Origin of the sequence: Pseudomonas sp. EA_65y_Pfl1_P113 (genome assembly GCF_963970525.1) — a bacterium.
GTDB lineage: Bacteria > Pseudomonadota > Gammaproteobacteria > Pseudomonadales > Pseudomonadaceae > Aquipseudomonas > Aquipseudomonas tritici.
In genome coordinates this window covers 47,656-72,964 of sequence record NZ_CAXAQM010000021.1, presented here as the reverse complement: position 1 = coordinate 72,964, position 25,309 = coordinate 47,656, and the positions used below count along the sequence as shown (strand labels likewise).

The window sequence follows — 25,309 nt, the reverse complement described above, 5'->3', positions numbered from 1 at the left end:
TGTATCAGTGATACCCAGGTGATGCTATCGCAGCGGTGCGGCGATCCGACAAGCCAGCTCCCACATTTGTTTTGTGTTGGGCTTTAGGTCAGCGGCGGTCTGCCACAACCCCAATCAACACCAGCACCACCACCAGCACCGGTGCCAGGCTGTAGTTATTGAACTGGCTCAACCCTCGCACAATCCACGGTGTGGCATAGATCAACGCCGCGCCGCTGCCGATCATGCACAGCAGCGCCATCAACGGGACGCGCAATGCGCCGGCGACGCTGCCCAGGCGGGCTTCTACCCAGCCTTTGATATCAGCGCCAAACAGCACCAGCAAACAGCCCACAAGGGCCAGGGATATTTCCGACAGGTTGCTGCGGCTCCAGCGGGATACGGTGGCGAGCAGGTCGAGTACCAAATCCATTCGATTTCCTTAGAGCGTCAGCTCAAAAACTTCTGCAGCAGGTCATTGAGAAAGAGTTGCCCGCGGTCGGTCGCCGCCAGGCGTGACGGTTCGACCTGCATTAAGCCGCTTTGTTCTGCATCCGTGCGTGCGTCATCCAGGCTTGCCAGATCGAGGCCGGTGCGCTCGGCGTAGAGCTTGGCTTCGACACCTTCGGTCAGGCGCAAAGCGTTCATCAGGAACTCAAACGGCAGTTCCTCGTTAGTCAGCTCTTTCGCCCCAGCCTGAAAGCTTTTGGCCGGGTTGAGGTAGTCCTTCGGCGCTCGCGTCTTCCAGGTGCGCACGATGCGCCCGTCCGGATGGCTGAGTTTGCCGTGGGCGCCGGCGCCGATGCCGATAAAGTCACCGAAGCTCCAGTAGTTCAGGTTATGCCGCGCCGGGCGACCTGGCTGGGCATAGGCCGAGACTTCATATTGCGCGTAACCGTGTTCAGCAAGCAGCGCCTGGCCCGCTTCCTGGATATCCCACAGCGTATCGTCTTCCGGCAGCGCGGGCGGCTGGTTCCAGAATACGGTGTTGGGCTCCAGGGTCAGTTGGTACCACGACAAGTGCGAGGGTTTGAGCGCGATGGCTTGGCGCAAATCGCTCAACGCGTCGTCCAGGGACTGATCGGGCAAACCGTGCATCAAATCCAGGTTGAAGTTATCAAACCCGGCCAGGCGCGCCATGCCCGCTGCACGCACGGCTTCATCACCATTGTGGATACGTCCCAGGGCCTGGAGCTTTTCCTGCTGGAAACTCTGGATGCCGATGGACAGGCGATTGATCCCCAGCTTGCGATAAGCCACGAATTTCTCTTGCTCGAACGTCCCTGGGTTGGCTTCCAGGGTGATCTCTATATCGCTGGCAAACCGGATGCGTGCTTCCACGCCCTCAAGCAAGCGGCCCAGCGCTGCGGCGCTGAACAGACTGGGCGTACCACCACCGAAGAAGATCGAACTCAGTTCGCGACCGTAAACCGCATACAGGTCCTGATCGAGATCGGCCAGCAAGGCGTCCACATAGTCTTCTTCCGGCAGCACCTTGCTGGCGGTGTGGGAGTTGAAGTCGCAATAGGGGCATTTGCGTACGCACCACGGGATGTGGATATACAGCGCCAGGGGCGGCAGCACAGGCAGGGCCGCCCGGGGTGTTTGCGCGCCGCCGTGGATCAGCGGCTGCGCGGAGGTGTTCTGGGTCATTTCAGGCTCAGGCGTTGGCGCAGCAAATCCATTGCGCGAGCGCGATGGCTGATCTGGTTCTTGTCGGCCGGGCTCAACTCGGCGCTCGAGACATTACGTTCCGGTACCCAGAACAGCGGGTCATAGCCAAAACCATGCTCACCGCTGGCCGCATGCAGAATGCGCCCGTGCCACAGGCCTTCGCACAGGATCGGCAATGGATCATCGGCATGTCGTACCAGGGCCAGCACACACACGAACTGCGCGCCGCGCATCGCGTCCGGTACATCCTTGAGGGCGTCGAGCAACTTGGCGTTGTTGGCCGCGTCGCCTTTGCCGTCGGCGTAACGTGCCGAGTAAATGCCAGGGGCGCCGCCGAGGAAGTCCACCGCCAGGCCCGAGTCATCCGCCAGCGCCGGCAGGCCGGAAATACGTGCCGCATTGCGTGCCTTGAGAATGGCGTTCTCGACGAAGGACAGGCCGGTCTCTTCCGGCTCCACCTGGCTGAACTCGCCAATCGAGCGCAATTGCACGGATTCGCCGAGCATCGCCTGGAGTTCTTTAAGCTTGCCGGCGTTGTGGCTGGCGAGTACGAGTTGGGTAAGGTTTATCATTGCGCCGGAAACAGTTCCTGGTTGAATTGGAAGCTATGGGCTTTGCCACCGGTTTCAACATTGATGGTAAACGTCTTGTATTCCCGCTGCGTCACGGCGTAAGGGGCGAGGTAGTTAATCCCGCCTTTTTCTTCGATTTGCTTGAACGTCAGTATCTCGCTCTTACCGCCCAAATCCTTGATGGTGCCCGTCACTTGCGCCGCCACTGGCGTCACACCCTTGATCACGGTTACGTTGATCAAACCCTTCTCCTTGCTGCGCACCACGCCGATCTTCTGGGCGGTTTCCGGTTGCAGGAAGCTGGAAGTGAAGGTGTTGTAGTGGACGGTGATATCGCCAAAGTCTTTCTTGCGATTTGCGTCGATAGCGTCCGCGGCCATGGCGCTGGCGCCCAGGCAAGCGGTCAATAGAAAAACAGCCAAACGACTCATGAACGTCCCTCTTGAAAGATGATTAGACGGCAATCTTGTGGTCGATCAGGCCAGGGCTGCTGACCCGGTAAATACCAATTTCGCCCAACAGGTTGGGCCATAGCTTACTCGCCCAGCCGTGGCGGTGCTGTTGATCGACGGCAAGGCGGTTGATCACTTTGGCTTCACGCTCGCTACACAAGGCTTCGAAGTCTTCGAAAGTGCAGAAGTGGATGTTCGGCGTGTTGTACCAGGTGTAGGGCAGGAAATCCGATACCGGCATGCGGCCCTTTGTGGCCAGGTACCAGCGGCAGCGCCAGTGACCGAAGTTGGGAAAGGTGATGATGCACTGGCGGCCGACGCGCAGCATTTCGTCGAGGATGCGATCCGGGTAGTGCACCGCCTGTAGCGCCTGGGTCATCACCACGATGTCGAAACTGTTGCTGGCAAAGTTGCCCAGGCCCTTGTCCAGGTCCTGTTCGATCACGTTAATGCCCTTGGCTACGCACTGGGCGATGTTGTCCGGGTCGTTTTCCAGGCCGTAGCCGGTGACTTGCTTGTTGTCCCGCAGCCAACTCAGCAGTTCCCCATCGCCGCAACCCAAGTCGAGCACGCGGCTGCCAGCGGGGATCCAGTCTTGGATGATTTCCAGGTCGGCTCTCATGGTGCTCTCACAAAGTTATGCGGTTCATGTAGTTGCTGAAGGCTTGCAGGTACCGCGGGATCGGAATCAGGAAGGCGTCATGGCCTTGCGGAGCATCGATCTCCAGGTAGCAGACGTCTTTGCGCGCAGCCATCAGCGCATCCACCAGCTCACGCGAGCGTGCCGGCGAGAAACGCCAGTCGGTGGTGAAGGACATCACGCAAAACTTGGCCGTAGCGCCCTCGAAGGTTTTCGCCAGGTCGTCGTCGTGGTTGGCGGCCGGGTCGAAGTAGTCCAGGGCCTTGGTCATCAGCAAGTACGTATTGGCGTCGAAACGCCCCGAGAATTCCTCGCCCTGATAACGCAGGTAGCTCTCCACCTGGAACTCAACGCTGTGGAAGTCGTAGTTGAGCTTTTCGCTCTTGAGGCCACGGCCGAATTTTTCGCCCATGGAATCATCGGACAGGTAGGTGATGTGCCCGACCATGCGCGCCAGCATCAGGCCGCGCTTGGGAATCACACCCGCTTCCTGGAACGAACCGCCGTGGAACTCGGGGTCGGTAAGGATGGCCTGGCGCGCCACTTCGTTGAAGGCGATGTTCTGTGCCGACAACTTGGGGGCCGAGGCGATAGCCAGGCAATGGCGCACGCGATCCGGGTAGGTAATGGTCCATTGCAGCGCCTGCATGCCGCCCAGGCTGCCGCCGATCACCGCTGCCCATTGATCGACGCCCAACAGGTCGGCAAGACGCGCCTGGCTGTGCACCCAGTCTTCCACGGTGAGCACCGGGAAGTCGGCGCCGAACGGCTTGCCGGTTTCCGGGTTGATACTGCTCGGGCCAGTGGATCCGTTGCAGCCGCCTAGGTTGTTCAGGCTGACCACGAAGAACGTGTTTGTGTCGATGGGTTTGCCAGGGCCGATGCAACTGTCCCACCAGCCAGGCTTGCGCTCGTCGGCGGAGTGGAAACCGGCAGCGTGATGATGGCCGGACAGGGCGTGGCAGATCAGCACGGCATTGCTCGCCGTGGCGTTCAGTTGGCCGTAGGTTTCGTAGATCAGGTCATAGGCAGGCAGCGAACGTCCGCAGGCCAGGGCCAGCGGTTCGCTGAAGTGCGCCACTTGGGGCACGACCAGTCCAACAGAATCGGGGGGGAAGGCAGTTGGCATCGACCCTGCTCTCGTTTAAATGAGGCGTAAGTCTAAAGACCGCTGCACCTAGCGGCAAGCAAAGGCCTGTGCGGATTCAATTCAATAGGCAGATACAAAATGTGGGAGCTGGCTTGCCTGCGATACCGGCGTGCCAGTCAGCCAATCCGTTGACTGATACACCGCTGTCGCAGGTAAGCCAGCTCCCACACTTTACTGCGCCAAGTGTTAGATCAGCACTCGCAGGATGTCCGGCATTGACGTCATGGCCGCCAGGTTGTTGATCACCAGCATATCCAGCAACTTGAGCACCATGAACGCCAGGATCGGCGAGATATCCAGGCCGCCCAGGTTCGGCAGCAGCCTGCGGAACGGCGCCAGGGCCGGCTCGCAGATCTGGTTCACCAGCTCAGCGCCGGGGTTATGGCTACCCGGAGCGACCCAGGACAGGATCACGCTGATGATCAAAGCAAAGAAGAAGATCTTCAGGAACAGCGCGGTCACGCCGATGATTGCCCAGACCAGCAACTGGACGAAATTGCCGGTGGTGCCGTAGGTCAGCAGCAGGGTCAGCGCCATCAAGGCCAACTGCACCAGGATCGCCAGTACCAGCGACGACATGTCCAGGCCGAAAAGGCTCGGGATGATCCGGCGCAACGGCTTGAGCAGTGGCTGGGTGGCCTTGACGATGAACTGGCAGAGCGGGTTGTAGAAGTTCGCGCGCACCAGTTGCAGCACGAAGCGCATCAGCACGATCAGCAAATACAGACTGCCGATGGTTTGCAGCACGTAGACGGCTGCGGTGTTCAAACCAATCATGTTGGCTCCTTATTTGCCAAGTTGTTCGGCGAGTTCGGCCGAGCGGTGCGCAGCGGCGCCCAATGCTTTTTCGACCAGGGCTTCAAAGCCCCCGGCCTGGAACGATTCGATAGCCGCTTGTGTGGTGCCGCCGGGGGAGGTCACGCGACGGCGCAACTCGGCTGCGTCCACGTCGCTGGACACCGCCATATGTGCGGCGCCCAGGGCGGTCTGTTCAGCCAGCTGCTCGGCAACGTCCTTGGACAGGCCCAGTTTTACGCCGGCGGCGGTCATGGCTTCGATCAGCAGGAAGAAATACGCCGGGCCGCTGCCGGATACGGCGGTGACCGCGTCCAGTTGCTGCTCCTGTTCCAGCCACAGGGCGATGCCCACGGCGGACAGCAGCTCTTGGGCCTGGTCACGTTGTTCGGCGGTGACGTCAGCCGTTGCGTACAAACCGCTCACGCCCTGGCGCAGCAGGGATGGCGTATTCGGCATACAACGCACGATCGGCTGGTCGCCGAGCCATTGCTTCAGGCTGGCGCAGTTGATCCCGGCGGCGATGGACACCACCAGTTGCTGCGGTTGCAGGCTCGGGCGCAGGCTTTCGCACACGGCCTTCATGGCTTGCGGCTTGACTGCCAGCACGATCACGTCGACGCCCTGGATGGCCTCAGCGTTGTCGGCAAAGGTTTCAATGCCGTGCTCGGCGCTGACGCGGGCACGGGTGTCGGCGCCCGGGTCGCTGGCGCGAATTTGCGCGCTGCCCAGGCCTTGGGCCCGTAGGCCTCCGATCAGGCTGGCCGCCATGTTGCCGGCGCCGATAAAAGCTATACGCGTGTCTGTCATGACAGGTCCTTGGTTAAATAGAAGTCAGCCATTTTCAAGGCTGGCCGTAGTCGCGGGCGCCGAACAGGGCGGTACCGATCCGCACCCAGGTGGCGCCTTGGGCAATGGCCGACTCGAGGTCGTGGCTCATGCCCATGGAAAGTGTGTCCAACGGCAGGTTCAAACGGGCTTGCAGCTCGCGTACGGTGGCGAACGCCGCATCTTGGGCCGCCCGATCTTCAGTCGGCTCGGGGATCGCCATCAAGCCACGCAGCTTCAGGCGCGGCAAGGCGCTGATCGCATTGGCCAGGGCCGGCAGGTCGGCGGGTGTACAGCCGGACTTGCTGGCTTCGCCACTGACGTTGACCTGAATGCAGATATTCAGCGGCGGCAGGTTGGCCGGGCGCTGTTCGGACAAACGTTGAGCAATTTTCAAGCGGTCCACGGAATGCACCCAAGCGAAGTTCTCGGCGATCGCACGAGTCTTGTTCGATTGAATGGGGCCGATGAAGTGCCAACTCAAGGGCAAGTCGGTCAATTCCTCCTGTTTGCCCAACGCTTCCTGTAGATAGTTCTCGCCAAAATCGCGCATCCCGGCGGCATAGGCTTCGCGCACTGCGAGTGCGGGTTTGGTCTTGCTCACGGCCAGCAGGTGGATGCTGCTTGCGTCACGTTGCACGGCGTCGGCTGCGGCGCGGATGCGCTGGCTAACCAGGCCGATGTTGTCTGCTATCGTCGACATTCAAGATGCGCCCGTGGATATGGAGTCCGCGGCATTCTACTGGAAATGGAAAGCCCTATGGATATCACTGAATTACTCACGGCCAGCGTGCGCCGTGGCGCCTCCGACCTGCATTTGTCAGCTGGCCTGGCGCCGATGTTGCGGGTGGATGGCGAGGTGTGGCCGCTGGATTGGCCGGTGCTCTCACCTACGCAAGTTGCGGACTTATTGAGACCCTTACTGAATCAGCACCAACAAAAGGATTTCGAAACATCTCTTGAAACGGATTTTGCTTTCGAGCTGCCCGACGTAGCGCGGTTCCGTGCGAATGTGTTCCAGCAGGACCGCGGCATGGGCGCCGTGTTTCGCACCATCCCCTCTGAGGTGCAGAGCCTGGAAAGCCTGGGCCTGGGGGATGTGTTTCAGCGTATCGCCCAGCTACCGCGCGGCTTGGTGTTGGTGACTGGCCCCACTGGCTCGGGCAAGTCCACAACCTTGGCGGCGATGATCGATTTTCTCAATCAGCATCGGCGTCAGCACATCCTCACGCTCGAAGACCCCATCGAGTTTATCCACACACCGAAAACGGCGTTGATCAACCAACGCCAGGTGCACCGCGACACCCATAGCTTTTCCACCGCACTGCGCTCGGCGCTACGGGAAGATCCTGACGTGATCCTGGTGGGTGAACTGCGCGACCTGGAAACCATCCGCCTGGCGCTGACGGCGGCGGAGACCGGGCACCTGGTCTTTGGCACACTGCACACCAGCTCGGCGGCGAAGTCCGTAGACCGGCTGGTGGATGTGTTCCCGTCCGGGGAAAAAGCCATGGTCCGCGCGATGCTGTCAGAGTCGTTGCAGGCGGTGGTGTCCCAAGTGCTGGTGAAGAAGATGGGCGGCGGGCGGGTGGCGGCTCACGAGATCATGCTGGGCACGCCGGCGATTCGGAATTTGATCCGCGAGGACAAGGTGGCGCAGATGGCCTCGGCGATCCAGACGGGTGGAGCGTTGGGGATGAAGACGCTGGATATGAGTTTGAAGGCGTTGGTCGGGGAGGGCGTGATCAGTCGGGAAGAGGCGCAGGGCAAGGCGAGGGTGCCTGCAGACATATGAGGTCTTGAAAACGATGTAAATAAAAGGTGGGAGCGAGCAAGCTCGCTCCCACCTTTTTACTGTATTTCAGCCTGAAATCAGCGCTGGACGATCCGCAAGTTGTTCTGCTCTTTAGGCAGAACCCGCTTGGCAACCACGTAGTTCTTATTCCAGAACGGCTTTTTCAGCGTGTCGATGCTGACCGATTTGCCACGGCGCGGCGCGTGGATAAAACGGTCATTGCCCAGGTAGATAGCAACGTGGTTCACCTTACGGCTCTTCAGTTTGAAGAACAACAGGTCACCCGGTTTCAGGTCCTTGCGATCAACCTTCTGCCCGTGGCCTGCGGCCATGGCATTGGACGTGCGCGGCAAGTCTACTGCTGCAACATCATTAAACGCATATTTCACCAAACCACTGCAGTCGAACCCTTTACTTGGGCTGCTACCGCCCCAACGATAAGGAGTACCGAGCACGTTGACGGCGCGGCTGAGGACGCTGCTGCTCTGCTTGGTGTTGACGCCTACCAGGCCCGGTACTGCTTTGCCGTTGTGGGCCTTGCTCAGTTGAGTTGGGCGGCTGACAGTCAGCTTTACCGACTTGGTAGTGCCTGGCGTGCTGTGGACTTTAGGGGTGAAACCGTTAACGTTAGGAAGTCGTTGCTCACGATTGGTGGCGTGGGCGGCCAGTGGCATTAATAGGCAAATGGTTAGCCATGTCTTGAAAAATGGTCGCATTAGGCGTGGCTCTTATGGGTTTGCGCGCAACTTTATAACAGGTTTTAGTGTCGTTCTCAGGCCGTTTGTCGACTGAACCTTGACGTCAAAATCAGGAAAAACGCGACGATTCGCCGCAATTGTCCTACACAAGGCAGGTGGCATAAGGCTTTCAGGGCAGGGAAGATACCATTTGCCGTACGTCGGGCGCCTGTAAAAAAGTCACAAAGAAAGTGAAAAATTTTTTCTATCGAGGCAAAAGAGGTACGCGATGAACACCTATCAGCAGATTGGCCAGCAACAAGACACCCACAGCAAGGTGATCGGTTACCTGTTGTGGATTTTCGGTTTTACCGGCGCGCATCGCTTCTATTACGGCAAGCCGGTGACCGGTACGATCTGGTTTTTCACCTTGGGCTTGCTGGGGATTGGCTGGCTGATCGACCTGTTCCTGATTCCGGCCATGGACCGTGAAGCGGACCTGCGTTTTACCGCCGGGCCTATCGAATACAACGTGGCGTGGATTCTGTTGGCGTTCCTGGGCGTATTTGGCGTGCACCGTATGTATCAGGGCAAATGGATCTCCGGCCTGATCTACCTGCTGACCGGCGGCTTGTTCCTGGTGGGCGTGCTGTATGACTTCTGGACGCTGAATACGCAGATTTCGATTCGTAATGCCGAGCGCAACGGCGGACGTTGAGTCTCTAGAGGCCGATACAAACTAACTGTGGGAGCGGGCTTGCTCCCACAGTTACTGTGCCCGCTCTAGACCGGCTTTAGGCCTGATAGCTGATCCGCCCATCCACCAAGGTGTAACGCACCGTTGCCGGCAAGCTATGCCCGATAAACGGGCAATTCTCACCTTTGGACAGCCAGTGCTCCCCAGCTACCGTGGAGCTGGCCGGATCAAACAGCACCAAGTCCGCCGCCGAACCCACCGCCAACTTACCCGCCGGTAAACGCAATGCCTCGGCCGGGCCGGCGCTCAGTCGCGTGAGCAACGTCGGCAAGTCCAGCAAACCCTCTTCCACCAGCGTCATCGCCAACGGCAGCAACAGCTCAACGCTGCTGATACCCGGCTCTGTCGCGCCGAACGGTGCCAGCTTGGCATCGCGCTCGTGGGGCTGGTGGTGGCTGGAAATCGCCGAGATCACACCCGACTTCACCGCCGCGCGCAAACCATCACGGTCGGCACGGGTGCGCAGCGGCGGTTGCACGTGGTAGAGGCTGGAGAAGTCGATCAGCGCCTCATCGGTCAAAATCAGCTGATACAACGCCACATCCGCCGTCACCGGCAAGCCACGGGCCTGGGCCTGCGCAATCAGGGCCACACCGCGTGCGCTGGTCAGTTGGCTGAAGTGCGCACGCACACCGCTTTGTTCCACCAGCAGCAGGTCACGGGCCAGGGCCACGGTTTCGGCGGTTTCCGGAATGCCCGGCAAGCCGAGGAAGCTGGCCACGGCGCCTTCATGGGCCAGGCCGCCTTCGGCCAAGTCGTGGTCCTGGGAGTGGAAGATCACCGTCAGGTCGAAGGTGGCTGCGTATTCCAGGGCGCGGCACAGGGTGCGGGTACTGCGAAAGCTCTCCAAACCGTTGCCAAAGGCCACGCAACCGGCATCGCGCAGGGCGATCAGCTCGGCCAGTTGTTCGCCTTCCAGGCCTTTGCTCAGGGCGCCAATGGGGAACACTTTGCAATTGCCGGCCTCACGGGCGCGGTCCAGGATCAGCTCGGTCACCGCCGAAGTGTCCAGGACTGGCTTGGTGTGCGGCGGGCAGCACAGGCTGGTCACGCCACCGGCCGCAGCGGCGCGGGTTTCGCTGATGATGTTGCCCTTGCGACTGTAACCCGGCTCGCGCAGGGCGACGTTCAGGTCCACTAGGCCAGGCGCGGCCACCAGGCCTTTGGCATCGATGGTTTCAACCGCGCTGAAACCAGCAGGGGCCGCGCCAATGGCGATGATCTTGCCGGCTTCCAGGTGCAGATCGGTAACTTGATCCAGGCCACTGGCCGGATCGATAACGCGGGCGCCGAGAATGCTTAGCTTCACTGGGCGTTCTCCTGCTCGAATTGACGTTGCGCGGTTTGCCCGCTCATGGCCATGGACAACACCGCCATGCGCACGGCGATGCCGTAGGTCACTTGGTTGAGGATCACCGACTGGTTGCCGTCGGCCACCGCCGACTCAATCTCCACGCCGCGGTTGATCGGGCCGGGGTGCATCACGATGGCATCCGGCTTGGCGCCGGCCAGGCGTGCAGTGGTCAGGCCGAACAGGCGGTAGAACTCGCCTTCGCTTGGGAGCAGGCCGCCGGACATGCGTTCGCGTTGCAGGCGCAGCATGATCACCACGTCGACATCCTTGAGGCCTTCGGTCATGTCGGTGTAGACCTTCACGCCGTACTGCTCGATACCGATCGGCAGCAGGGTTTTCGGTGCGATCACGCGGATGTCTGGGCAACCCAGGGTTTTCAGGGCCAGCATGTTCGAGCGCGCCACCCGCGAGTGCAGGATGTCGCCGACGATGGCCACCGAGAGGTTTTCAAAGCTGCCCTTGTGCCGACGGATGGTGAGCATGTCGAGCATGCCCTGGGTCGGGTGGGCGTGACGGCCGTCGCCGCCGTTGATGATCGCTACCTGCGGGCACACGTGCTCGGCGATGAAATGCGCGGCGCCGGAATCGCCGTGGCGCACCACGAACATGTCAGCGGCCATGGCTTCCAGGTTGCGCAGGGTGTCGAGCAGGGTCTCGCCCTTGCTCGCCGACGAGGTCGACACGTTCAGCGTGATCACGTCGGCCGACAGTCGCTGGGCCGCCAGCTCAAAGGTGGTACGGGTGCGCGTGGAGTTTTCGAAGAACACATTGCAGATGGTCTTGCCGCGCAGCAGCGGGACCTTCTTCACCGCGCGGCCGCCGACTTCGAGGAACGAGTCAGCGGTGTCGAGGATTTCGGTGAGCAGTTCGCGGGGCAAACCGTCGAGGGACAAGAAATGTTGCAGCTGGCCCTGAGCATTGAGCTGCAGCGGGCGCTTGGCATCTAGAGGCGTCATCGCGGGGACTCTGTACAAGGCGGTTTAAAGGGCAAGGTCTTGCAGTTCGAGTTCGAGCGGCGTGGGACCGGACAATTTTACCCGCTGGTGGGCTTCCAGCGACAGTGTGGCGCCGACCACATCCGGGCTGATCGGCAATTCGCCGGCTTCCAGGTCCAACAGGCACACCAGTGTCACGCTGGCCGGGCGACCGTAGTCGAACAGTTCGTTCAGGGCGGCGCGAATGGTGCGGCCGCTCATCAGCACGTCATCGATCAGCACCAGATGCTGGCCTTCGATCTCGAAGGGCAGGGCCGACGGGCGCACTTGCGGGTGTAGGCCGTTCTGGCTGAAGTCATCGCGGTAGAAGGACACGTCCAGGGTGCCCAGGGGCGAATCGCTGCCGAGCTCTTCCAGCAGTGCCTGGGCCACCCACACACCGCCAGTGCGAATACCGATGAAACGCGGTTCGCTGATGGCGCGGAGTTGCAGATGGGCCGTGAGGCTTTTGGCCATCTGGCTGATCAGTTCGGCGGGGTTCGGCAAGCTCATGGTGGCTCCTTCAAGGCCTGGCGGGGGCAAGGTCCGGGCGTAAACGTAAAAAGACGCGGCAAGCCGCGTCAGTCAGGATTCAAATAAAGCTGTGTTTTCGTCCAGCCAACCCTGCAGCAGCAGGGCGGCGGCGATGGCGTCCACGGGGTTGTCGCGGTAGCTGCCTTTCTGCCCGCCACGGTCGCGTCGCTCGCCCTTGGCTTCAAAGGTGGTCAGGCGCTCGTCGTGGGTATAGAAGGGGATGTTGTAGCGGCCATTGAGGCGGCGTGCGAACTTTTCGGCGCGCAGGCACATGTCGCTGGGCGTGCCATCCATATTCAAAGGCAAGCCGACCACCACTGCGTCGGGCTTCCACTCTTTAATGAGGGCCTCGACCTGGTTCCAGTCCGGGATGCCGTTCTGGGCCTTGAGGGTGCACAGCTCGCGGGCCTGCCCGGTAATCACCTGGCCGACTGCTACGCCGATCTGTTTGGTGCCGTAGTCAAAGCCGAGGATCAGACGCAAGGCCATCAGGCGTGCCCCGCCTGGCTGGTCAGCAGGCTGAGGTTGACCCGCAGCTTCGCCGCCGCAGCTTCCAGGCGCAGTTCGCTGGGGGTGTTGAAGAGGATATCGGCGTCAAAGGGGCAGGTCAGCCAGGCATTGCTCGCCAACTCAGCTTCCAGTTGTCCGGCTTCCCAGCCCGCATAGCCCAGGGTGATCACGTTTTGCTCGGGGCCAGCGCCGTCAGCGATGGCGAACAACACGTCCTGAGAGGTCGACAGCGACACGCCTTCCAGGTCGACCGTGGCCTGGAACTTCGGCCCGGTGGGGTGCAGTACAAAACCGCGATCGGTCTGCACCGGCCCACCGATGTAGATCGGCACGTCCTGGCAACGGGCCGGCGGGTCGACGTCCGGTCGCAGTTGTTCGAGGATATCCGCCAGGTTCAGCTCTTGCGGGCGGTTTACCACGAGTCCCATAGCACCATTGGCCGTGTGCTCGACAATGTAGGTCAAGGTTTGCGCAAAGTTCAGGTCGGCCATATGGGGCATGGCGATCAGGAATTGGTGCTTGAGGTAGGTCGGGCTTACGTTTTTCATGTCCGCTAGTGTGGCGTTGGAGGGGCGAACTGACAAGCTGGCGATGTGCCGGATCCGGCAATTGTCATCAATTGCTGGAAAGCCGATCGCCCTTGGCGAACTTCCAGGTGCGGATGATTTCCAGGCGGTCAACGTCATTCAAATCCCCGCTGAACGGGGCAAACGGTGCAGCCAGGCGCACGATGCGCTGGGCAGCCTGGTCCAGCAATGGCTGGCCGGAGGACTCCAGAATCTGCACTTCATATAACGTACCGTCACGGTTGATCGACACCAGTAAGCGCAAATTGCCATAGATCTGCTGGCGCCTTGCCTCATCCGGGTAGTTGAGGTTACCGATACGCTCAACCTTCCTGCGCCACTCGTCCTTATACCAGGCACCTTTGTCGCGCCTGGTCGAGGCGGCGTTCAACCGGTAGATACGCGGGCGCTTGGCGTACAACTGCTGCTCGTTGGCCAGCTCCGCTTCCAGGCTGGAAATTTCATCGGTCAGCGTCGAGCTGTCGAACGTCGGCGCCGGCTTCACGGGCTCGGGTTTCGGTTCGGTCTTGATCTTTTCGCGCTGGGTCGGGGCTTTTTGCGGTTTGGGTGCGACGGTAGTCACCGCAGGCTTGGGTGAGGCTTGCTTGACCTCGGGCTTAGGCGTCGGCGGCGGACCGACTTTATTCACCTTGTTGTCCTGGAACGGCGCCACTTCGGTGGTCTTGGGCACGGCTTTCTTGTCCAGGGTGCCGCTGCCTTGCTGGTTGTCCTGGGCGAGAAAGTCGGCCTTCTCGGGCGTCTTTTCGCTCTTGAACGTGGCGAGGGTGATTTCCAGGGTTTTGCTGATCTGCTTGGGTTCGACCATCGTGAACCCCACGCCGAGGATCAGGGCCAGGTGAATCAATGCCGCCAGGAACAGGGTAAATCCGAGCCGATCAGCCGGGCGCACGCCGCTGTGGGAGAGTTCGGGGGGCAGTTCGGACGGCAGGGGCATAAAAACCAACATCGCGGGTTTCGAGGTTCGGCATGATAGCGCAATGTTGGTTTTTAGCTTCAAGCGGCAAGCCACAAGCTGCAAGTCTAAAAGCGGTCTGCTTTAAACGTGCGGTTTGGAGCTTGCAACTTGCAACTTTTCGGCAATCACGGCCATAAGCATTTCCCCGATGTTGGTGCCGAAAGCATTGTCGATCTCGCGGATACAGGTCGGGCTGGTGACGTTGATTTCAGTCAGGTTCTCACCGATCACGTCCAGGCCGACAAACAGCAAGCCCTTTTCACGCAGTGTTGGACCGACTTGGGAGGCGATCCAACGGTCCTTGTCCGACAAAGGCCGTGCTTCACCACGCCCACCGGCCGCCAGGTTGCCACGGGTCTCGCCGGCTGCCGGGATGCGCGCCAGACAGTAATCCACCGGCTCGCCGTCGATCATCAGGATGCGCTTGTCGCCGTCCTTGATCGCCGGAATATAGGCCTGGCCCATGATCTGCTGGGTGCCCAGGGCGGTCAGAGTTTCCAGGATCACCGACAGGTTCGGGTCGCCCGCGCGGTGACGGAAGATCGAGGTGCCACCCATGCCGTCCAACGGCTTGAGAATCACATCGCCATGTTTAGCGGCAAATTCACGCAGCACATCGGCGCGGCGGCTGACCACGGTCGGCGGCGTGCACTGCGGGAACAGCGTGGCGAACAGCTTTTCATTGCAGTCGCGCAGGCTCTGCGGCTTGTTGACGATCAGCACGCCAGCGCGTTCGGCCTGCTCCAGCAGGTAGGTGGAGTACACGAATTCCATGTCGAACGGCGGGTCCTTGCGCATCAGGATCACGTCCAGATCGCTCAACGGGCTGTCGATTTCATCTTGCAACTCGAACCACTTCTGCGGGTTGGCAAACACCTGCAGCGGGCGCATGCGCGCGCGGGCTTCGCCGTCGCCTTGGTAAAGATCGCGCTGCTCCATATAGAACAACGTCCAGCCGCGGGCCTGGGCGGCCAGGAGCATGGCCAGCGAGCTGTCCTTTTTATAGGAAATGCTGGCGATAGGGTCCATGACAATGCCGACGCGAACGCTCATGGGGGATTTCCTCTAACAAATAAGGGCACACAAAAGTGGCGTCAGAGTGGCGCTGCGGCTGTTGTGGGTCAAGGAAAAACCACCCGGCCGGTTGCTCGATAGATTGCGCCCGGAGACTGTGCTAAAAAGACTGCCACAGCGCAGCAGCCCTTGAATTCCAAGGCTTGCGGCGTTCATCCTGTGCAACATCAGACAGTACACACCGAAAACCGATTCGCTGTGGCGATGGCAGAGCAGATATGGAACAGCAATCCAACGCCTTGAGAGTGATGGTGATCGACGATTCGAAGACGATCCGCCGCACCGCCGAGACCCTGTTGAAGAACGTGGGGTGCGATGTCATCACGGCCATCGACGGTTTTGATGCCCTGGCCCGGATTGTTGATCATCACCCGCACATTATTTTTGTCGACATCATGATGCCGCGCCTGGATGGCTATCAGACTTGCGCGCTGGTGAAGAACAACCCGGCGTTCAAGTCGATCCCGGTGATCATGTTGTCCTCCAAGGACGGCCTGTTCGACAAGGCCAAGGGCCGTACCGTGGGTGTCGATCAGTTTTTGACCAAGCCTTTCAGCAAGGAAGAACTGCTGGGCGTGATCAAGGCCTACGTGCCTGCCTTCGCCGCAGTAGAACAAGCACACTGACGCCGCCTCACAAGGGCCGGTGTCCACCTATGTAGTGGGGAAAACCATGGCACGTGTTCTGATCGTCGACGATTCGCCGACCGAAATGTACAAACTCACCGGCATGCTGGAAAAGCACGGCCACCAGGTCCTCAAGGCTGAGAACGGTGCGGACGGCGTGGCCCTGGCCCGCCAGGAAAAACCCGACGCCGTGCTGATGGACATCGTGATGCCGGGCCTCAATGGCTTCCAGGCCACGCGCCAGCTGTCCAAGGAGCCGGAAACCAACGGCATCCCGATCATCATCATCACCACCAAGGACCAGGAAACCGACAAGATCTGGGGGGCACGCCAGGGTGCCAAGGACTACCTGACCAAGCCGGTCGATGAAGAAACCCTGATCGCCACCCTGAACAAGGTGCTGGCCGGCTGACGGTACGCGATCATGACCGAGTCGCAAACCGCCTTTGAGCTGTTGCTGGACATCGACCGCCGCTGCCGCCTGTTGGCCGCCGACCTGCCGTCCCAGGAAACCCGCCTGCAACGTTGGAGCGGCATTGGTTTTCGCCTGGGGCAGCACTGGTATGTAGCGCCCATGGGTGAAGTCGCCGAAGTCCTGCATGAGCCGCGTTGCACTTTAATGCCCGGGGTCAAGGCATGGGTCAAAGGCGTGGCTAATCTGCGTGGGCGCTTGTTGCCGGTGATGGACCTGGGTGGTTTCCTCAGCCTTGAACTGTCCAAGGCGCGTAAACAGCGGCGGGTGTTGGTGGTGGAATGTAACGACCTGTTTGTCGGGCTGCTGGTGGACGAGGTGGTGGGGATGCAGCATTTTGCACAAGACGCGTGGCTGGCGAACGCCGCACCCGACGCACCGTATATCCAAGGCTGGTTCGACGGCGACCAGCGGTGGCAGGTCTTCAGCCCCTTCGCCCTGGCCCAGGCCCCAGGTTTCATGGATGTTGCCGCATGACCACCGCCACCACGTCCAAACCCCAGGCCGGCTCGCGCAGCCGCTCGCAGATCATCGTGCTGTTTATCGCACTGATCGTGTTCATCATGTTGCTGTTCGCCAACTTTGCGTACCTCAACACCCAGTCGACCTATGACAAACAGTACATCGGCCACGCCGGTGAATTGCGCGTGCTGTCCCAGCGCATCGCCAAAAACGCCACCGAAGCTGCCGCCGGCAAGGCGGCTGCGTTCAAGCTGTTGGGCGAGGCGCGCAACGATTTCGCCCAGCGCTGGGGCTACCTGAAAAAAGGCGACCCACAAACCGGGCTGCCCGCCGCGCCCAGTGCGGTACGCGCCGAAATGCGCGCCGTACAGACCGACTGGGAGGCGCTGCTGAAAAATACCGATGCGATTCTTGCCAGCGAGCAGACCGTGCTGTCGTTGCATCAAGTTGCCGCGACGCTGGCCGAGACTGTGCCGCAATTGCAGATCGAGTCGGAAAAGGTCGTCGACATCCTGCTGCAACGTGGCGCCCCGGCCAGCCAAGTGGCGTTGGCCCAGCGCCAGTCACTGCTGGCTGAACGTATCCTGGGTGCAGTGAACACCGTGCTCGCCGGCGACGAAACCGCCGCGCAGGCCGCCGACGCCTTTGGCCGCGATGCCAACCGATTTGGGCTGGTGCTCAACGGCATGCTCCAGGGCAACCCCGGCCTGCGCATCACCCAGGTCGAAGACCGCGACGCCCGCGCGCGGCTGGCGGAAATTGCCGAGCTGTTTGAGTTTGTCTCCGGCTCCGTGGATGAAATTCTTGAGACCTCACCGCAACTGTTCCAAGTGCGCGCATCGGCGAGCAACATCTTCAACTTGTCGCAAACCCTGCTCGATGAAGCCTCACACCTGGCCACCGGGTTTGAAAATCTTGCCGATGGGCGCAGCTTGGACACCATCGGTGGCTACGTGCTCGGCTTGCTGGCGCTGACCTCGATTATCCTGATCGGCCTGGTGATGGTGCGTGAGACCAACCGCCAACTGCATGAAACTGCCGAGAAGAACGAGCGCAACCAGAACGCGATCATGCGTCTGCTGGATGAAATCGAAGACTTGGCCGACGGCGATCTCACCGTGACCGCGTCGGTGACCGAAGACTTCACCGGTACCATCGCCGACTCCATCAACTATTCCGTGGATCAGCTGCGCGACCTCGTCGCCACCATCAACCTCACCGCCGGGCAAGTCGCCGGAGCGGTGCAGGATACCCAGGCCACCGCCATGCACCTGGCCCAGGCGTCGGAGCATCAGGCCCAGCAGATCGCCGAAGCCTCCACCGCGATCAACCAGATAGCCCAGTCCATCGATCAGGTCTCGGCCAACGCCGCCGAATCTTCGGCAGTGGCAGAGCGTTCGGTGGAAATTGCCAACAAAGGCAACGAGGTGGTGCACAACACCATCCACGGCATGGACAACATTCGCGAGCAGATCCAGGACACCGCCAAGCGCATCAAACGCTTGGGCGAGTCGTCCCAGGAGATTGGCGACATCGTCAGCCTGATCGACGACATTGCCGACCAAACCAACATCCTCGCCCTCAATGCCGCAATCCAGGCGAGCATGGCTGGGGATGCAGGGCGCGGCTTTGCCGTGGTGGCGGATGAAGTTCAGCGCCTGGCCGAACGTTCGTCGGCCGCGACCCGGCAGATCGAAACCCTGGTGCGCGCGATCCAGGCCGACACCAACGAAGCGGTGATCTCCATGGAGCAGACCACCACCGAAGTGGTGCGCGGCGCGCGGCTGGCGCAAGACGCCGGGGTGGCGCTGGAAGAAATCGAAGGCGTGTCGAAGACCCTGGCAGCGCTGATCCAGAGCATATCCAACGCGGCGCAGCAACAGACCTCGTCGGCGGGGCAGATTTCCCTGACGATGAATGTGATTCAGCAGATCACTACGCAGACCTCGTCGGGCTCCACGGCCACGGCCGAAAGTATCGGTAACCTGGCAAAAATGGCCAGCCAGTTGCGCCGGTCGGTGTCGGGTTTCACCCTCCCGGCCCCCAAGCAGGTCGACGATTGAAATGCCGTCAAAATCTGGGAGCGGGCTTGCCCGCTCCCAGATTAGGTATCCATTGGTTTTGAGATATCTGCAAGACAAGCAACCCACGAATTCTAAGCGGAGCAGTTATGGTTGATCGGCACGACTACGTGGCCCTCGAATGGGTCAAGGGCGACATTGCCGAAACCCTGAAACAGGCCCGTTCGGCGCTGGACGCGTATGTCGAAACCACTGACGGCGACGCAATAAGCGAGTGCCTGGCTGGCATCCACCAGGTGCATGGCGCGTTGCTAATGGTCGAGTTCTACGGCGCCGCGCTGCTGGCCGAGGAAATCGAAGCACTTGCCTTGGCCCTGCAAGCCGGGCGCGTCAGCCAGCGCGATGAAAGCATCCGCCTGCTGCAACAGGCCCTCAACCAATTGCCGCTGTATCTGGAGCGTGTACACAGCGCCCGACGCGATCTGCCGCTGGTGGTGTTGCCGCTGCTCAACGACCTGCGCAGCGCACGCGGCGAAAGCCTGCTGTCGGAGACCAGCCTGTTCAGCCCGCAACTGCTGTCGATTGCGCCGCTGCCCGACGAAGCGCTGGCGCAACGCGCGACGCCTGACCTGAAAGAGCAACTGCGCCAGTGGCACTTACTGCTGCAACACGCCTTGGCGGGTTTGTTGCGCGAAGACCACGGCCCAAGCAACCTGGAAGACATGGCGCGAGTGTTCGCGCGTCTTGAAGCGTTGTGCCAGGGCGCGCCGCTGTTGCCGCTGTGGCAAGTCACCTCGGCATTGGTCGAAGGGATGCTCACCGGTGTGATCGCCAACAGCCCGGCCCTGCGCAGCTTGCTCAAGGCCAGCGACAAACAGCTCAAACGCCTGCTGGCCCAGGGTATCGGTGGGATCAACCAGCCGGCGCCGGATGAATTACTCAAGAGCTTGCTGTTCTATGTCGCCAAGGTCACCCGACCGACGCCGCGCATGCAAAGCCTCAAGGAACGCTACGGTTTGGATGAGGCCTTGCCTGACAGCGCGGTGGTCGACGCCGAGCGCGCCCGCCTGGCCGGTCCGGATCGCAATGCGATGGGCTCGGTACTCGGCGCGTTGTGTGAGGAGTTGGTACGGGTAAAAGAGCGCCTCGACTTGTTCGTACGCAGCGACCGCCAGCACACCAATGACTTGGATGCGCTGCTCGCGCCGCTGCGGCAGATCGCCGACACCTTGGCCGTGCTGGGCTTTGGCCAACCGCGCAAAGTCATCATCGACCAGCTTGCGGTGGTGCTGAGCCTGGCTCAAGGTCAACGCGACCCCAACGATGCCGTATTGATGGACGTTGCCGGCGCGTTGCTCTACGTCGAAGCCACGCTGGCCGGCATGGTCGGTACCGTCGAGCCGGAAAGCCGCGAAGAAAGCCGCCTGCCCACCACCGACCTGACCCAGATCCACCAACTGGTGATCCGCGAATCCTGCCAGTGCCTCAAGCAAGCCAAGGAACTGGTGATCGACTGCATCGAAGCCGATTGGGACCGCCAGCGCCTTGAGTCCCTGCCGGAACTGCTGAGTCAGGTGCGCGGCGCCCTTGCGATGATCCCGCTGCCCCGCGCGGCGAGCCTGATGCGCGGATGCACCGATTACGTCGACGAGCAATTGATGGACACCGATGCGCCGCCGTCCGAGATGCAGCTTGCGCATTTTGCTGACGTGATCAGCAGCCTGGAGTACTACCTCGAACGTATGCTCCAAGACCCGGACGCCGGCGGCGAACGGGTGCTGGAACTGGCCACCCAAGGCCTGGCCGCACTGGGTTACCTGCCCGCCGAGAAGCCCTGGCGCCAAGCCTTGGCTGCACCGGATGGGGCACTTTCGGGTGAGATCACGCCGAGTCAGTCCCAGTTCGATGCACTGGCCAGTCCAACGTCGCGCCTGAACCCGCCGGCCCTGCAACGCCCCGGCAGCCTGTTGCCGCCACCGGCCGATGAAGAACCCATCGACGATGAGCTGCGCGAAGTCTTCCTCGAAGAAACCGACGAAGTCCTCGAGGCGCTGCACCGCTCTCTGCCCAACAGCACCAACAAAACCGCCCAGGGCGAAATGCGCCGTGCTTTCCATACCCTCAAAGGCAGTGGCCGCATGGTGCGCGCCCTGGTCTTGGCCGAGCTGGCCTGGGCCGTGGAAAACTTGCTCAACCGCGTGCTGGAACGCAGTGTTGTCCTGGGCCCCAAGGTGCAACAGGTGCTGGATGAAGCGGTGGCCCTGCTGCCGGAGCTGATCGCCGACTTCGCCACCGACGACCAACGCCAGCGCGATGAAGTCGACGCCCTGGCTGCACGTGCCCACGCCTTGGCCAGCGGTACGCAAGCGCCGGTCGCAGAGTCCCACGACCCGATGTTGCTGGAGATCTTCCGCAACGAAGCCCAAAGTCATCTGGACAGCCTCAACCACTTCCTGCAACAGGCTGCCGAGCATGTGCCGCTGCAAGTCAGCGATGAGCTGCAACGCGCCTTGCACACCCTTAAGGGCAGCGCCTACATGGCCGGCGTGTTGCCCATCGCCGAACTGGCGCGCCCCCTCGACCACCTGACCCGCGAATATAAAGCTCACCGCCTGCCGCTGGACCTGGACGAAGTGGAGTTATTGCTGGAGGCCGAAGACCTGTTCCAACGCGGGCTGCGTGATTTGAACAGTGATCCCCTGGCGCCTATCAAAGGCGCAGAGGCCCTGATCAGCCGCACCCAACGCCTGCTGGATCACCAGCTCGAAGCACTGCTCGACGCGCCGAGTACCGGCCTGCACATCAAGCGTGACACGCAATTGATCGCCAACTTTCTGGCCCAGGGCATGGACATCCTGCTCGACGCCGAAAGCCTGCTGCGCCGCTGGCAACAACACCCCGGCGAGCGCCAGGAGCTCACCGCGCTGCTGGACGAATTGACCACGTTGGGAGAGGGCGCTCACGTTGCCGACCTGCACGCCATCGACGAACTCTGCGAAGCCCTGCTCGACCTGTATGGCGCCGTGGAAGAGAGCAGTCTGGCCGTCAGTGAGCGGTTTTTCCACGAGGCTGAGCAAGCCCACGAAGCGCTGATCAGCATGCTCGACCAATTGGCCGCCGGCCAGGAAGTCAGCCCGGCGCCGGCACGGGTCCTCGCCCTGCGCGGTCTGCTGGACGACGCCCTCGATCCGTCCGCCACCGGCCTGATCAAAAGCGACGGCAGCCGCACGCTGAGCATTTCCGAGCTGGGCGCCGCCACACAGCAGTTGGAGCATGAAACGGCGATAGACGACGAGATTGTAGAAATATTCCTCGAAGAAGCCGTGGACATCCTCGACAGCGCCGGGCAGTCGCTCAAACGCTGGTTGCTGGCGCCCGACAGCGCCGCACCGTTGTCGTCGTTGCAGCGTGATTTGCACACCCTCAAGGGCGGTGCGCGCATGGCCGAAATCGGGCCCGTGGGCGACTTGGCCACTGAGTTGGAATGCCTGTACGAAGGGCTGGTGGACCGCCGCTACAGTTACTCCACCGAGCTGTCCCTGTTGCTGATGGCCAGTCATGAGCGGCTGGCCTTGCAGCTTGAAGAACTGCAACAGCACCAACCCCTGAGCGATGCCAATGAGCTGATCGCCGCGTTACGTGAATTCCGCCAGAACAGCACGCCTTCGGCTCCGGCCGAGGCGCCCCAAGCGTCGGGCGCTGATCCTGAATTACTGGATATTTTCCTCGAAGAAGCCGCCGACATTCTCGACAGCTCAGGCAGCGCATTGCTGCGCTGGCAGGCCGAGCCCGGCAATCGACAGGAAGTGGAAACCCTGCTGCGCGACTTGCACACCCTCAAGGGCGGTGCGCGCATGGTCGAAATTGCGCCCATTGGCGATTTGGCCCACGAGCTGGAATTTCTCTACGAAGGCCTGTCCGCCGGCTTGATCGCGCCCTCTGCGGAGCTGTTCGCGTTGCTGCAAGGTTGCCATGACCGCCTGGCGCAGATGATCGACGCTGTGGCGGATGGCCTGCCTGTAGGCTCGGTGGACAAACTCATTGAGCGCATCAAAAGCCTGTTGCACCCAAGCGTAGAGCCGGTAACGCCAGTGGCGTTGCCAGTCGGCAAGACGGAAGCAGTCGTCGACCCGGCTGCCGACATGGTGAAAATCTCCGCCGAGCTGCTCGACGACCTGGTCAATCTGGCCGGTGAAACCTCGATCTTCCGTGGCCGAATCGAGCAGCAAGTCAACGACGCACGCATCGCCCTGACGGAAGTGGAAACCACCATCGAACGCATGCGCGACCAACTGCGCCGTCTCGACACCGAAACCCAGGGCCGCATCCTCAGCCGCCAACAGGCCGAGGCCGAACGCCTGGGCTACGAAGAATTCGACCCGCTGGAAATGGACCGCCATTCGCAGTTGCAGCAGCTGTCCCGTGCGCTGTCCGAATCCGCCTCCGACCTGCTGGACCTTAAGGACACCCTTGAGCGCCGCAACGAGGATGCGCACGACCTGTTGCAGCAACAGGCACGCATTAACACCGAGTTGCAAGAAGGCCTGATGCGCACGCGCATGGTGCCGTTCGAACGCATGCTGCCGCGCCTCAAGCGCATCGTGCGCCAGGTAGCGGGCGAGTTGGGCAAAGACGTGGAGTTCAACGTCGGCAATGCCGAGGGCGAGATGGACCGCAACGTGCTGGAGCGCATGGCGGCGCCGCTGGAACACATGCTGCGCAACGCCGTCGACCATGGCCTGGAATCCCGCGATGTACGGCTGCTGGCCGGTAAGCCGGAAAAGGGGCGCATCACCCTGGACCTGACCCATGAAGGCGGCGACATTGTCTTCGACATGCGTGACGACGGTGCCGGTGTGCCGCTGGAAGCGGTGCGGCGCAAGGCGATCAAGCGTGGCTTGCTCGACCCCAATCAAGAGATCAGCGACCGCGACGTGTTGCAGTTCATCCTGCAACCTGGGTTCTCCACGGCGGAGAAGATCACCCAGATTTCCGGACGCGGCGTGGGCATGGATGTGGTGCATGAGGAGGTGCGTCAGTTAGGTGGCTCAATGTTCATTGACTCGACGCCGGGCGAGGGTGTGCATTTCCGCATTCGCTTGCCATTTACCGTGTCGGTCAACCGTGCGCTGATGGTGCAGTGTGCGGACTATCAATACGCGATTCCGCTCAACACCATCGAAGGCCTGGTGCGCGTGCTGCCGCATGAGTTGGCCGGGCACTATCAGCAGGATCCGCCGTGTTATGAGTACGCCGGCCAGCGCCACGAGCTGTTCTATCTCGGTGACTTGTTGCAGACCGTCAGCCGCCCGAAACTGCTGGGCCAGTACCAGCCCGTGCCGGTGCTGTTGGTGCAGTGCAATGAGCGGCGCGTTGCCATCCATGTGGACGCCATGGCCGGTACGCGGGAAATCGTGGTCAAGGGCCTGGGCCCGCAGTTTGCGGGTGTGCAGGGCTTGTCCGGCGCGACGATTCTGGGCGATGGGCGTGTGGTACTGATCATCGACTTGCTGGCACCTATCCGCGCCCGCCAGCCCGCGTTGCCGGCTCAAGCGGCTGATGTGCCGCTGATTCTCAACGATCCCCTGAAAAAGCGCCCGCTGCTGGTGTTGGTGGTGGACGATTCGGTCACCGTGCGCAAAGTCACCAGTCGCCTGCTGGAGCGCAACGGCATGAACGTGCTCACCGCCAAAGACGGCATCGACGCGCTCGCTGTGCTTGAAGAACACACCCCGGACCTGATGCTGCTCGACATCGAAATGCCGCGCATGGACGGCTTCGAAGTGGCGACCCAGGTGCGCGCCGACCCGCGGCTGATGCGCCTGCCGATCATCATGATCACCTCGCGCACCGGCCAGAAACACCGCGACCGCGCCATGGCCATCGGCGTGAATGACTACCTCGGCAAGCCGTATCAAGAGTCGGTGCTGCTGGAAAGCATCGCCTATTGGAGCAAGTCCCATGCTTGACCACCGCACCCGCCAACTCACCGGCCTGTTGCTGCCCCTGGCCGATCGTCACCTGGTGCTACCCAACGTCGCCATCGCCGAGTTGATCGACTTCCAACGCGGCGAACCGGCCAGCGATGCGCCGCCGTGGTATCTGCGGCAAGTGACGTGGCGCGATCGGCAAATCCCGTTGATCAGCTTTGAAGCGGTGTGCGGCGAAGCGAGTGTGACCGGCGCACGCTCGCGGATCGTGGTGCTGAATGCGTTGGGTGGGCGGCCGACGTTGAAGTTTATTGCGCTGGTGATCCAGGGCATTCCAAGGTCGTACAAGCTCGACAGCGAATTGAGCTACGTGGATGTGCCGCTGTGCCCGCTGGAGCTGGCGGCGGTGCAAGTGGGGGAGCATGTGGCGAAGGTGCCGGACCTCATGGGGTTGGAAGCCTTGCTGGTCGAATCCGGATTGGCCTGAGCAC

25 protein-coding genes are annotated in these 25,309 nt (G+C 61.4%); 8 read left to right on the top strand and 17 right to left on the bottom strand.

Annotated elements, in window-relative coordinates; genetic code table 11:
• Positions 1-88: 88 nt before the first annotated feature.
• The 9 genes from AACY52_RS19210 to AACY52_RS19170 all read right to left on the bottom strand — a co-directional run bounded on the left by AACY52_RS19210 (position 89) and on the right by AACY52_RS19170 (position 6,793).
• Positions 89-412 carry a DUF3392 domain-containing protein gene (locus AACY52_RS19210; protein WP_010207241.1) on the bottom strand — a complete coding sequence of 108 codons (324 nt, stop codon included), beginning with the start codon at positions 410-412 and terminating at the stop codon, positions 89-91.
• Positions 413-429: 17 nt separating this feature from the next.
• Positions 430-1,632, bottom strand: coding sequence for a radical SAM family heme chaperone HemW (hemW, locus tag AACY52_RS19205; protein ID WP_339415252.1), 1,203 nt, complete (start codon positions 1,630-1,632; stop codon positions 430-432).
• Positions 1,629-2,225 carry an RdgB/HAM1 family non-canonical purine NTP pyrophosphatase gene (rdgB, locus tag AACY52_RS19200; protein ID WP_339427647.1) on the bottom strand — a complete coding sequence of 199 codons (597 nt, stop codon included), beginning with the start codon at positions 2,223-2,225 and terminating at the stop codon, positions 1,629-1,631. The genes hemW and rdgB overlap by 4 nt, the downstream gene beginning before the upstream one ends.
• Positions 2,222-2,656, bottom strand: a complete 435-nt coding sequence (locus tag AACY52_RS19195; protein ID WP_339415254.1) for a DUF4426 domain-containing protein — start codon at positions 2,654-2,656, stop codon at positions 2,222-2,224. Before AACY52_RS19195 ends, rdgB begins: the two co-directional genes overlap by 4 nt.
• 22 nt (positions 2,657-2,678) lie before the next feature.
• Entirely contained in the window at positions 2,679-3,299 is a 621-nt protein-coding gene (gene metW, locus AACY52_RS19190) for a methionine biosynthesis protein MetW (protein WP_339415255.1), read from the bottom strand.
• A 7-nt stretch (positions 3,300-3,306) separates the two neighbouring features.
• Positions 3,307-4,446, bottom strand: coding sequence for a homoserine O-acetyltransferase (locus AACY52_RS19185; protein WP_339415256.1), 1,140 nt, complete (start codon positions 4,444-4,446; stop codon positions 3,307-3,309).
• A gap of 207 nt (positions 4,447-4,653) precedes the next feature.
• Entirely contained in the window at positions 4,654-5,244 is a 591-nt protein-coding gene (locus AACY52_RS19180) for a YggT family protein (protein ID WP_339415257.1), read from the bottom strand.
• Between the two features lie 9 nt (positions 5,245-5,253).
• Complete coding sequence (gene proC / locus AACY52_RS19175; protein WP_339415258.1) at positions 5,254-6,072, bottom strand: pyrroline-5-carboxylate reductase; 819 nt, start codon at positions 6,070-6,072, stop codon at positions 5,254-5,256.
• A gap of 34 nt (positions 6,073-6,106) precedes the next feature.
• Positions 6,107-6,793, bottom strand: coding sequence for a YggS family pyridoxal phosphate-dependent enzyme (locus tag AACY52_RS19170; protein ID WP_339415259.1), 687 nt, complete (start codon positions 6,791-6,793; stop codon positions 6,107-6,109).
• A gap of 57 nt (positions 6,794-6,850) precedes the next feature.
• On the opposite strand from AACY52_RS19170, the gene AACY52_RS19165 reads away from it, so the two are divergent.
• The gene (locus AACY52_RS19165) at positions 6,851-7,885 is read left to right on the top strand and encodes a type IV pilus twitching motility protein PilT (RefSeq protein WP_339427648.1); all 1,035 of its coding nucleotides are present in this window, start codon (positions 6,851-6,853) and stop codon (positions 7,883-7,885) included.
• A 77-nt stretch (positions 7,886-7,962) separates the two neighbouring features.
• Here AACY52_RS19165 and AACY52_RS19160 read toward each other — a convergent pair whose 3' ends face one another.
• The gene (locus AACY52_RS19160; RefSeq protein ID WP_339415261.1) at positions 7,963-8,601 is read right to left on the bottom strand and encodes a C40 family peptidase; all 639 of its coding nucleotides are present in this window, start codon (positions 8,599-8,601) and stop codon (positions 7,963-7,965) included.
• Between the two features lie 250 nt (positions 8,602-8,851).
• Between AACY52_RS19160 and AACY52_RS19155 the strand changes: the two genes are divergently transcribed.
• Complete coding sequence (locus AACY52_RS19155; RefSeq protein WP_370467849.1) at positions 8,852-9,280, top strand: NINE protein; 429 nt, start codon at positions 8,852-8,854, stop codon at positions 9,278-9,280.
• A gap of 76 nt (positions 9,281-9,356) precedes the next feature.
• Here AACY52_RS19155 and AACY52_RS19150 read toward each other — a convergent pair whose 3' ends face one another.
• The 7 genes from AACY52_RS19150 to gshB form a co-directional block, all read right to left on the bottom strand.
• On the bottom strand, positions 9,357-10,628 hold the full coding sequence (locus AACY52_RS19150) for a dihydroorotase (protein WP_339415262.1): 1,272 nt from the start codon (positions 10,626-10,628) through the stop codon (positions 9,357-9,359).
• Complete coding sequence (locus tag AACY52_RS19145; RefSeq protein ID WP_049711114.1) at positions 10,625-11,629, bottom strand: aspartate carbamoyltransferase catalytic subunit; 1,005 nt, start codon at positions 11,627-11,629, stop codon at positions 10,625-10,627. Before AACY52_RS19145 ends, AACY52_RS19150 begins: the two co-directional genes overlap by 4 nt.
• A gap of 24 nt (positions 11,630-11,653) precedes the next feature.
• Positions 11,654-12,160, bottom strand: a complete 507-nt coding sequence (pyrR, locus tag AACY52_RS19140) for a bifunctional pyr operon transcriptional regulator/uracil phosphoribosyltransferase PyrR (protein WP_339415263.1) — start codon at positions 12,158-12,160, stop codon at positions 11,654-11,656.
• A 72-nt stretch (positions 12,161-12,232) separates the two neighbouring features.
• The gene (gene ruvX, locus AACY52_RS19135; RefSeq protein ID WP_003176676.1) at positions 12,233-12,670 is read right to left on the bottom strand and encodes a Holliday junction resolvase RuvX; all 438 of its coding nucleotides are present in this window, start codon (positions 12,668-12,670) and stop codon (positions 12,233-12,235) included.
• Entirely contained in the window at positions 12,670-13,239 is a 570-nt protein-coding gene (locus AACY52_RS19130; protein WP_339415264.1) for a YqgE/AlgH family protein, read from the bottom strand. The genes ruvX and AACY52_RS19130 overlap by 1 nt, the downstream gene beginning before the upstream one ends.
• Positions 13,240-13,306: 67 nt before the next feature.
• Positions 13,307-14,212, bottom strand: a complete 906-nt coding sequence (locus AACY52_RS19125) for an energy transducer TonB (protein WP_339560710.1) — start codon at positions 14,210-14,212, stop codon at positions 13,307-13,309.
• A 102-nt stretch (positions 14,213-14,314) separates the two neighbouring features.
• A complete protein-coding gene (gene gshB / locus AACY52_RS19120; protein WP_339469681.1) occupies positions 14,315-15,286 on the bottom strand; it encodes a glutathione synthase in 972 nt (323 codons plus the stop codon).
• A 239-nt stretch (positions 15,287-15,525) separates the two neighbouring features.
• Here gshB and pilG point away from each other — a divergent pair, with 239 nt between their 5' ends.
• From pilG to AACY52_RS19090, 6 genes are all read left to right on the top strand, one after another.
• Complete coding sequence (pilG, locus tag AACY52_RS19115; protein WP_339415266.1) at positions 15,526-15,933, top strand: twitching motility response regulator PilG; 408 nt, start codon at positions 15,526-15,528, stop codon at positions 15,931-15,933.
• A gap of 46 nt (positions 15,934-15,979) precedes the next feature.
• A complete protein-coding gene (gene pilH, locus AACY52_RS19110; protein ID WP_014720320.1) occupies positions 15,980-16,345 on the top strand; it encodes a twitching motility response regulator PilH in 366 nt (121 codons plus the stop codon).
• 12 nt (positions 16,346-16,357) lie between these two features.
• Positions 16,358-16,882: a chemotaxis protein CheW gene (locus AACY52_RS19105; protein WP_339469683.1), complete on the top strand. Its 525-nt coding sequence runs from the start codon at positions 16,358-16,360 to the stop codon at positions 16,880-16,882.
• The gene (locus AACY52_RS19100) at positions 16,879-18,930 is read left to right on the top strand and encodes a methyl-accepting chemotaxis protein (protein ID WP_339560709.1); all 2,052 of its coding nucleotides are present in this window, start codon (positions 16,879-16,881) and stop codon (positions 18,928-18,930) included. The genes AACY52_RS19105 and AACY52_RS19100 overlap by 4 nt, the downstream gene beginning before the upstream one ends.
• 107 nt (positions 18,931-19,037) lie before the next feature.
• Positions 19,038-24,857 carry an Hpt domain-containing protein gene (locus AACY52_RS19095; protein WP_339560708.1) on the top strand — a complete coding sequence of 1,940 codons (5,820 nt, stop codon included), beginning with the start codon at positions 19,038-19,040 and terminating at the stop codon, positions 24,855-24,857.
• Positions 24,850-25,305: a chemotaxis protein CheW gene (locus AACY52_RS19090; RefSeq protein WP_339415270.1), complete on the top strand. Its 456-nt coding sequence runs from the start codon at positions 24,850-24,852 to the stop codon at positions 25,303-25,305. The genes AACY52_RS19095 and AACY52_RS19090 overlap by 8 nt, the downstream gene beginning before the upstream one ends.
• The last annotated feature ends 4 nt before the right edge of the window (positions 25,306-25,309 follow it).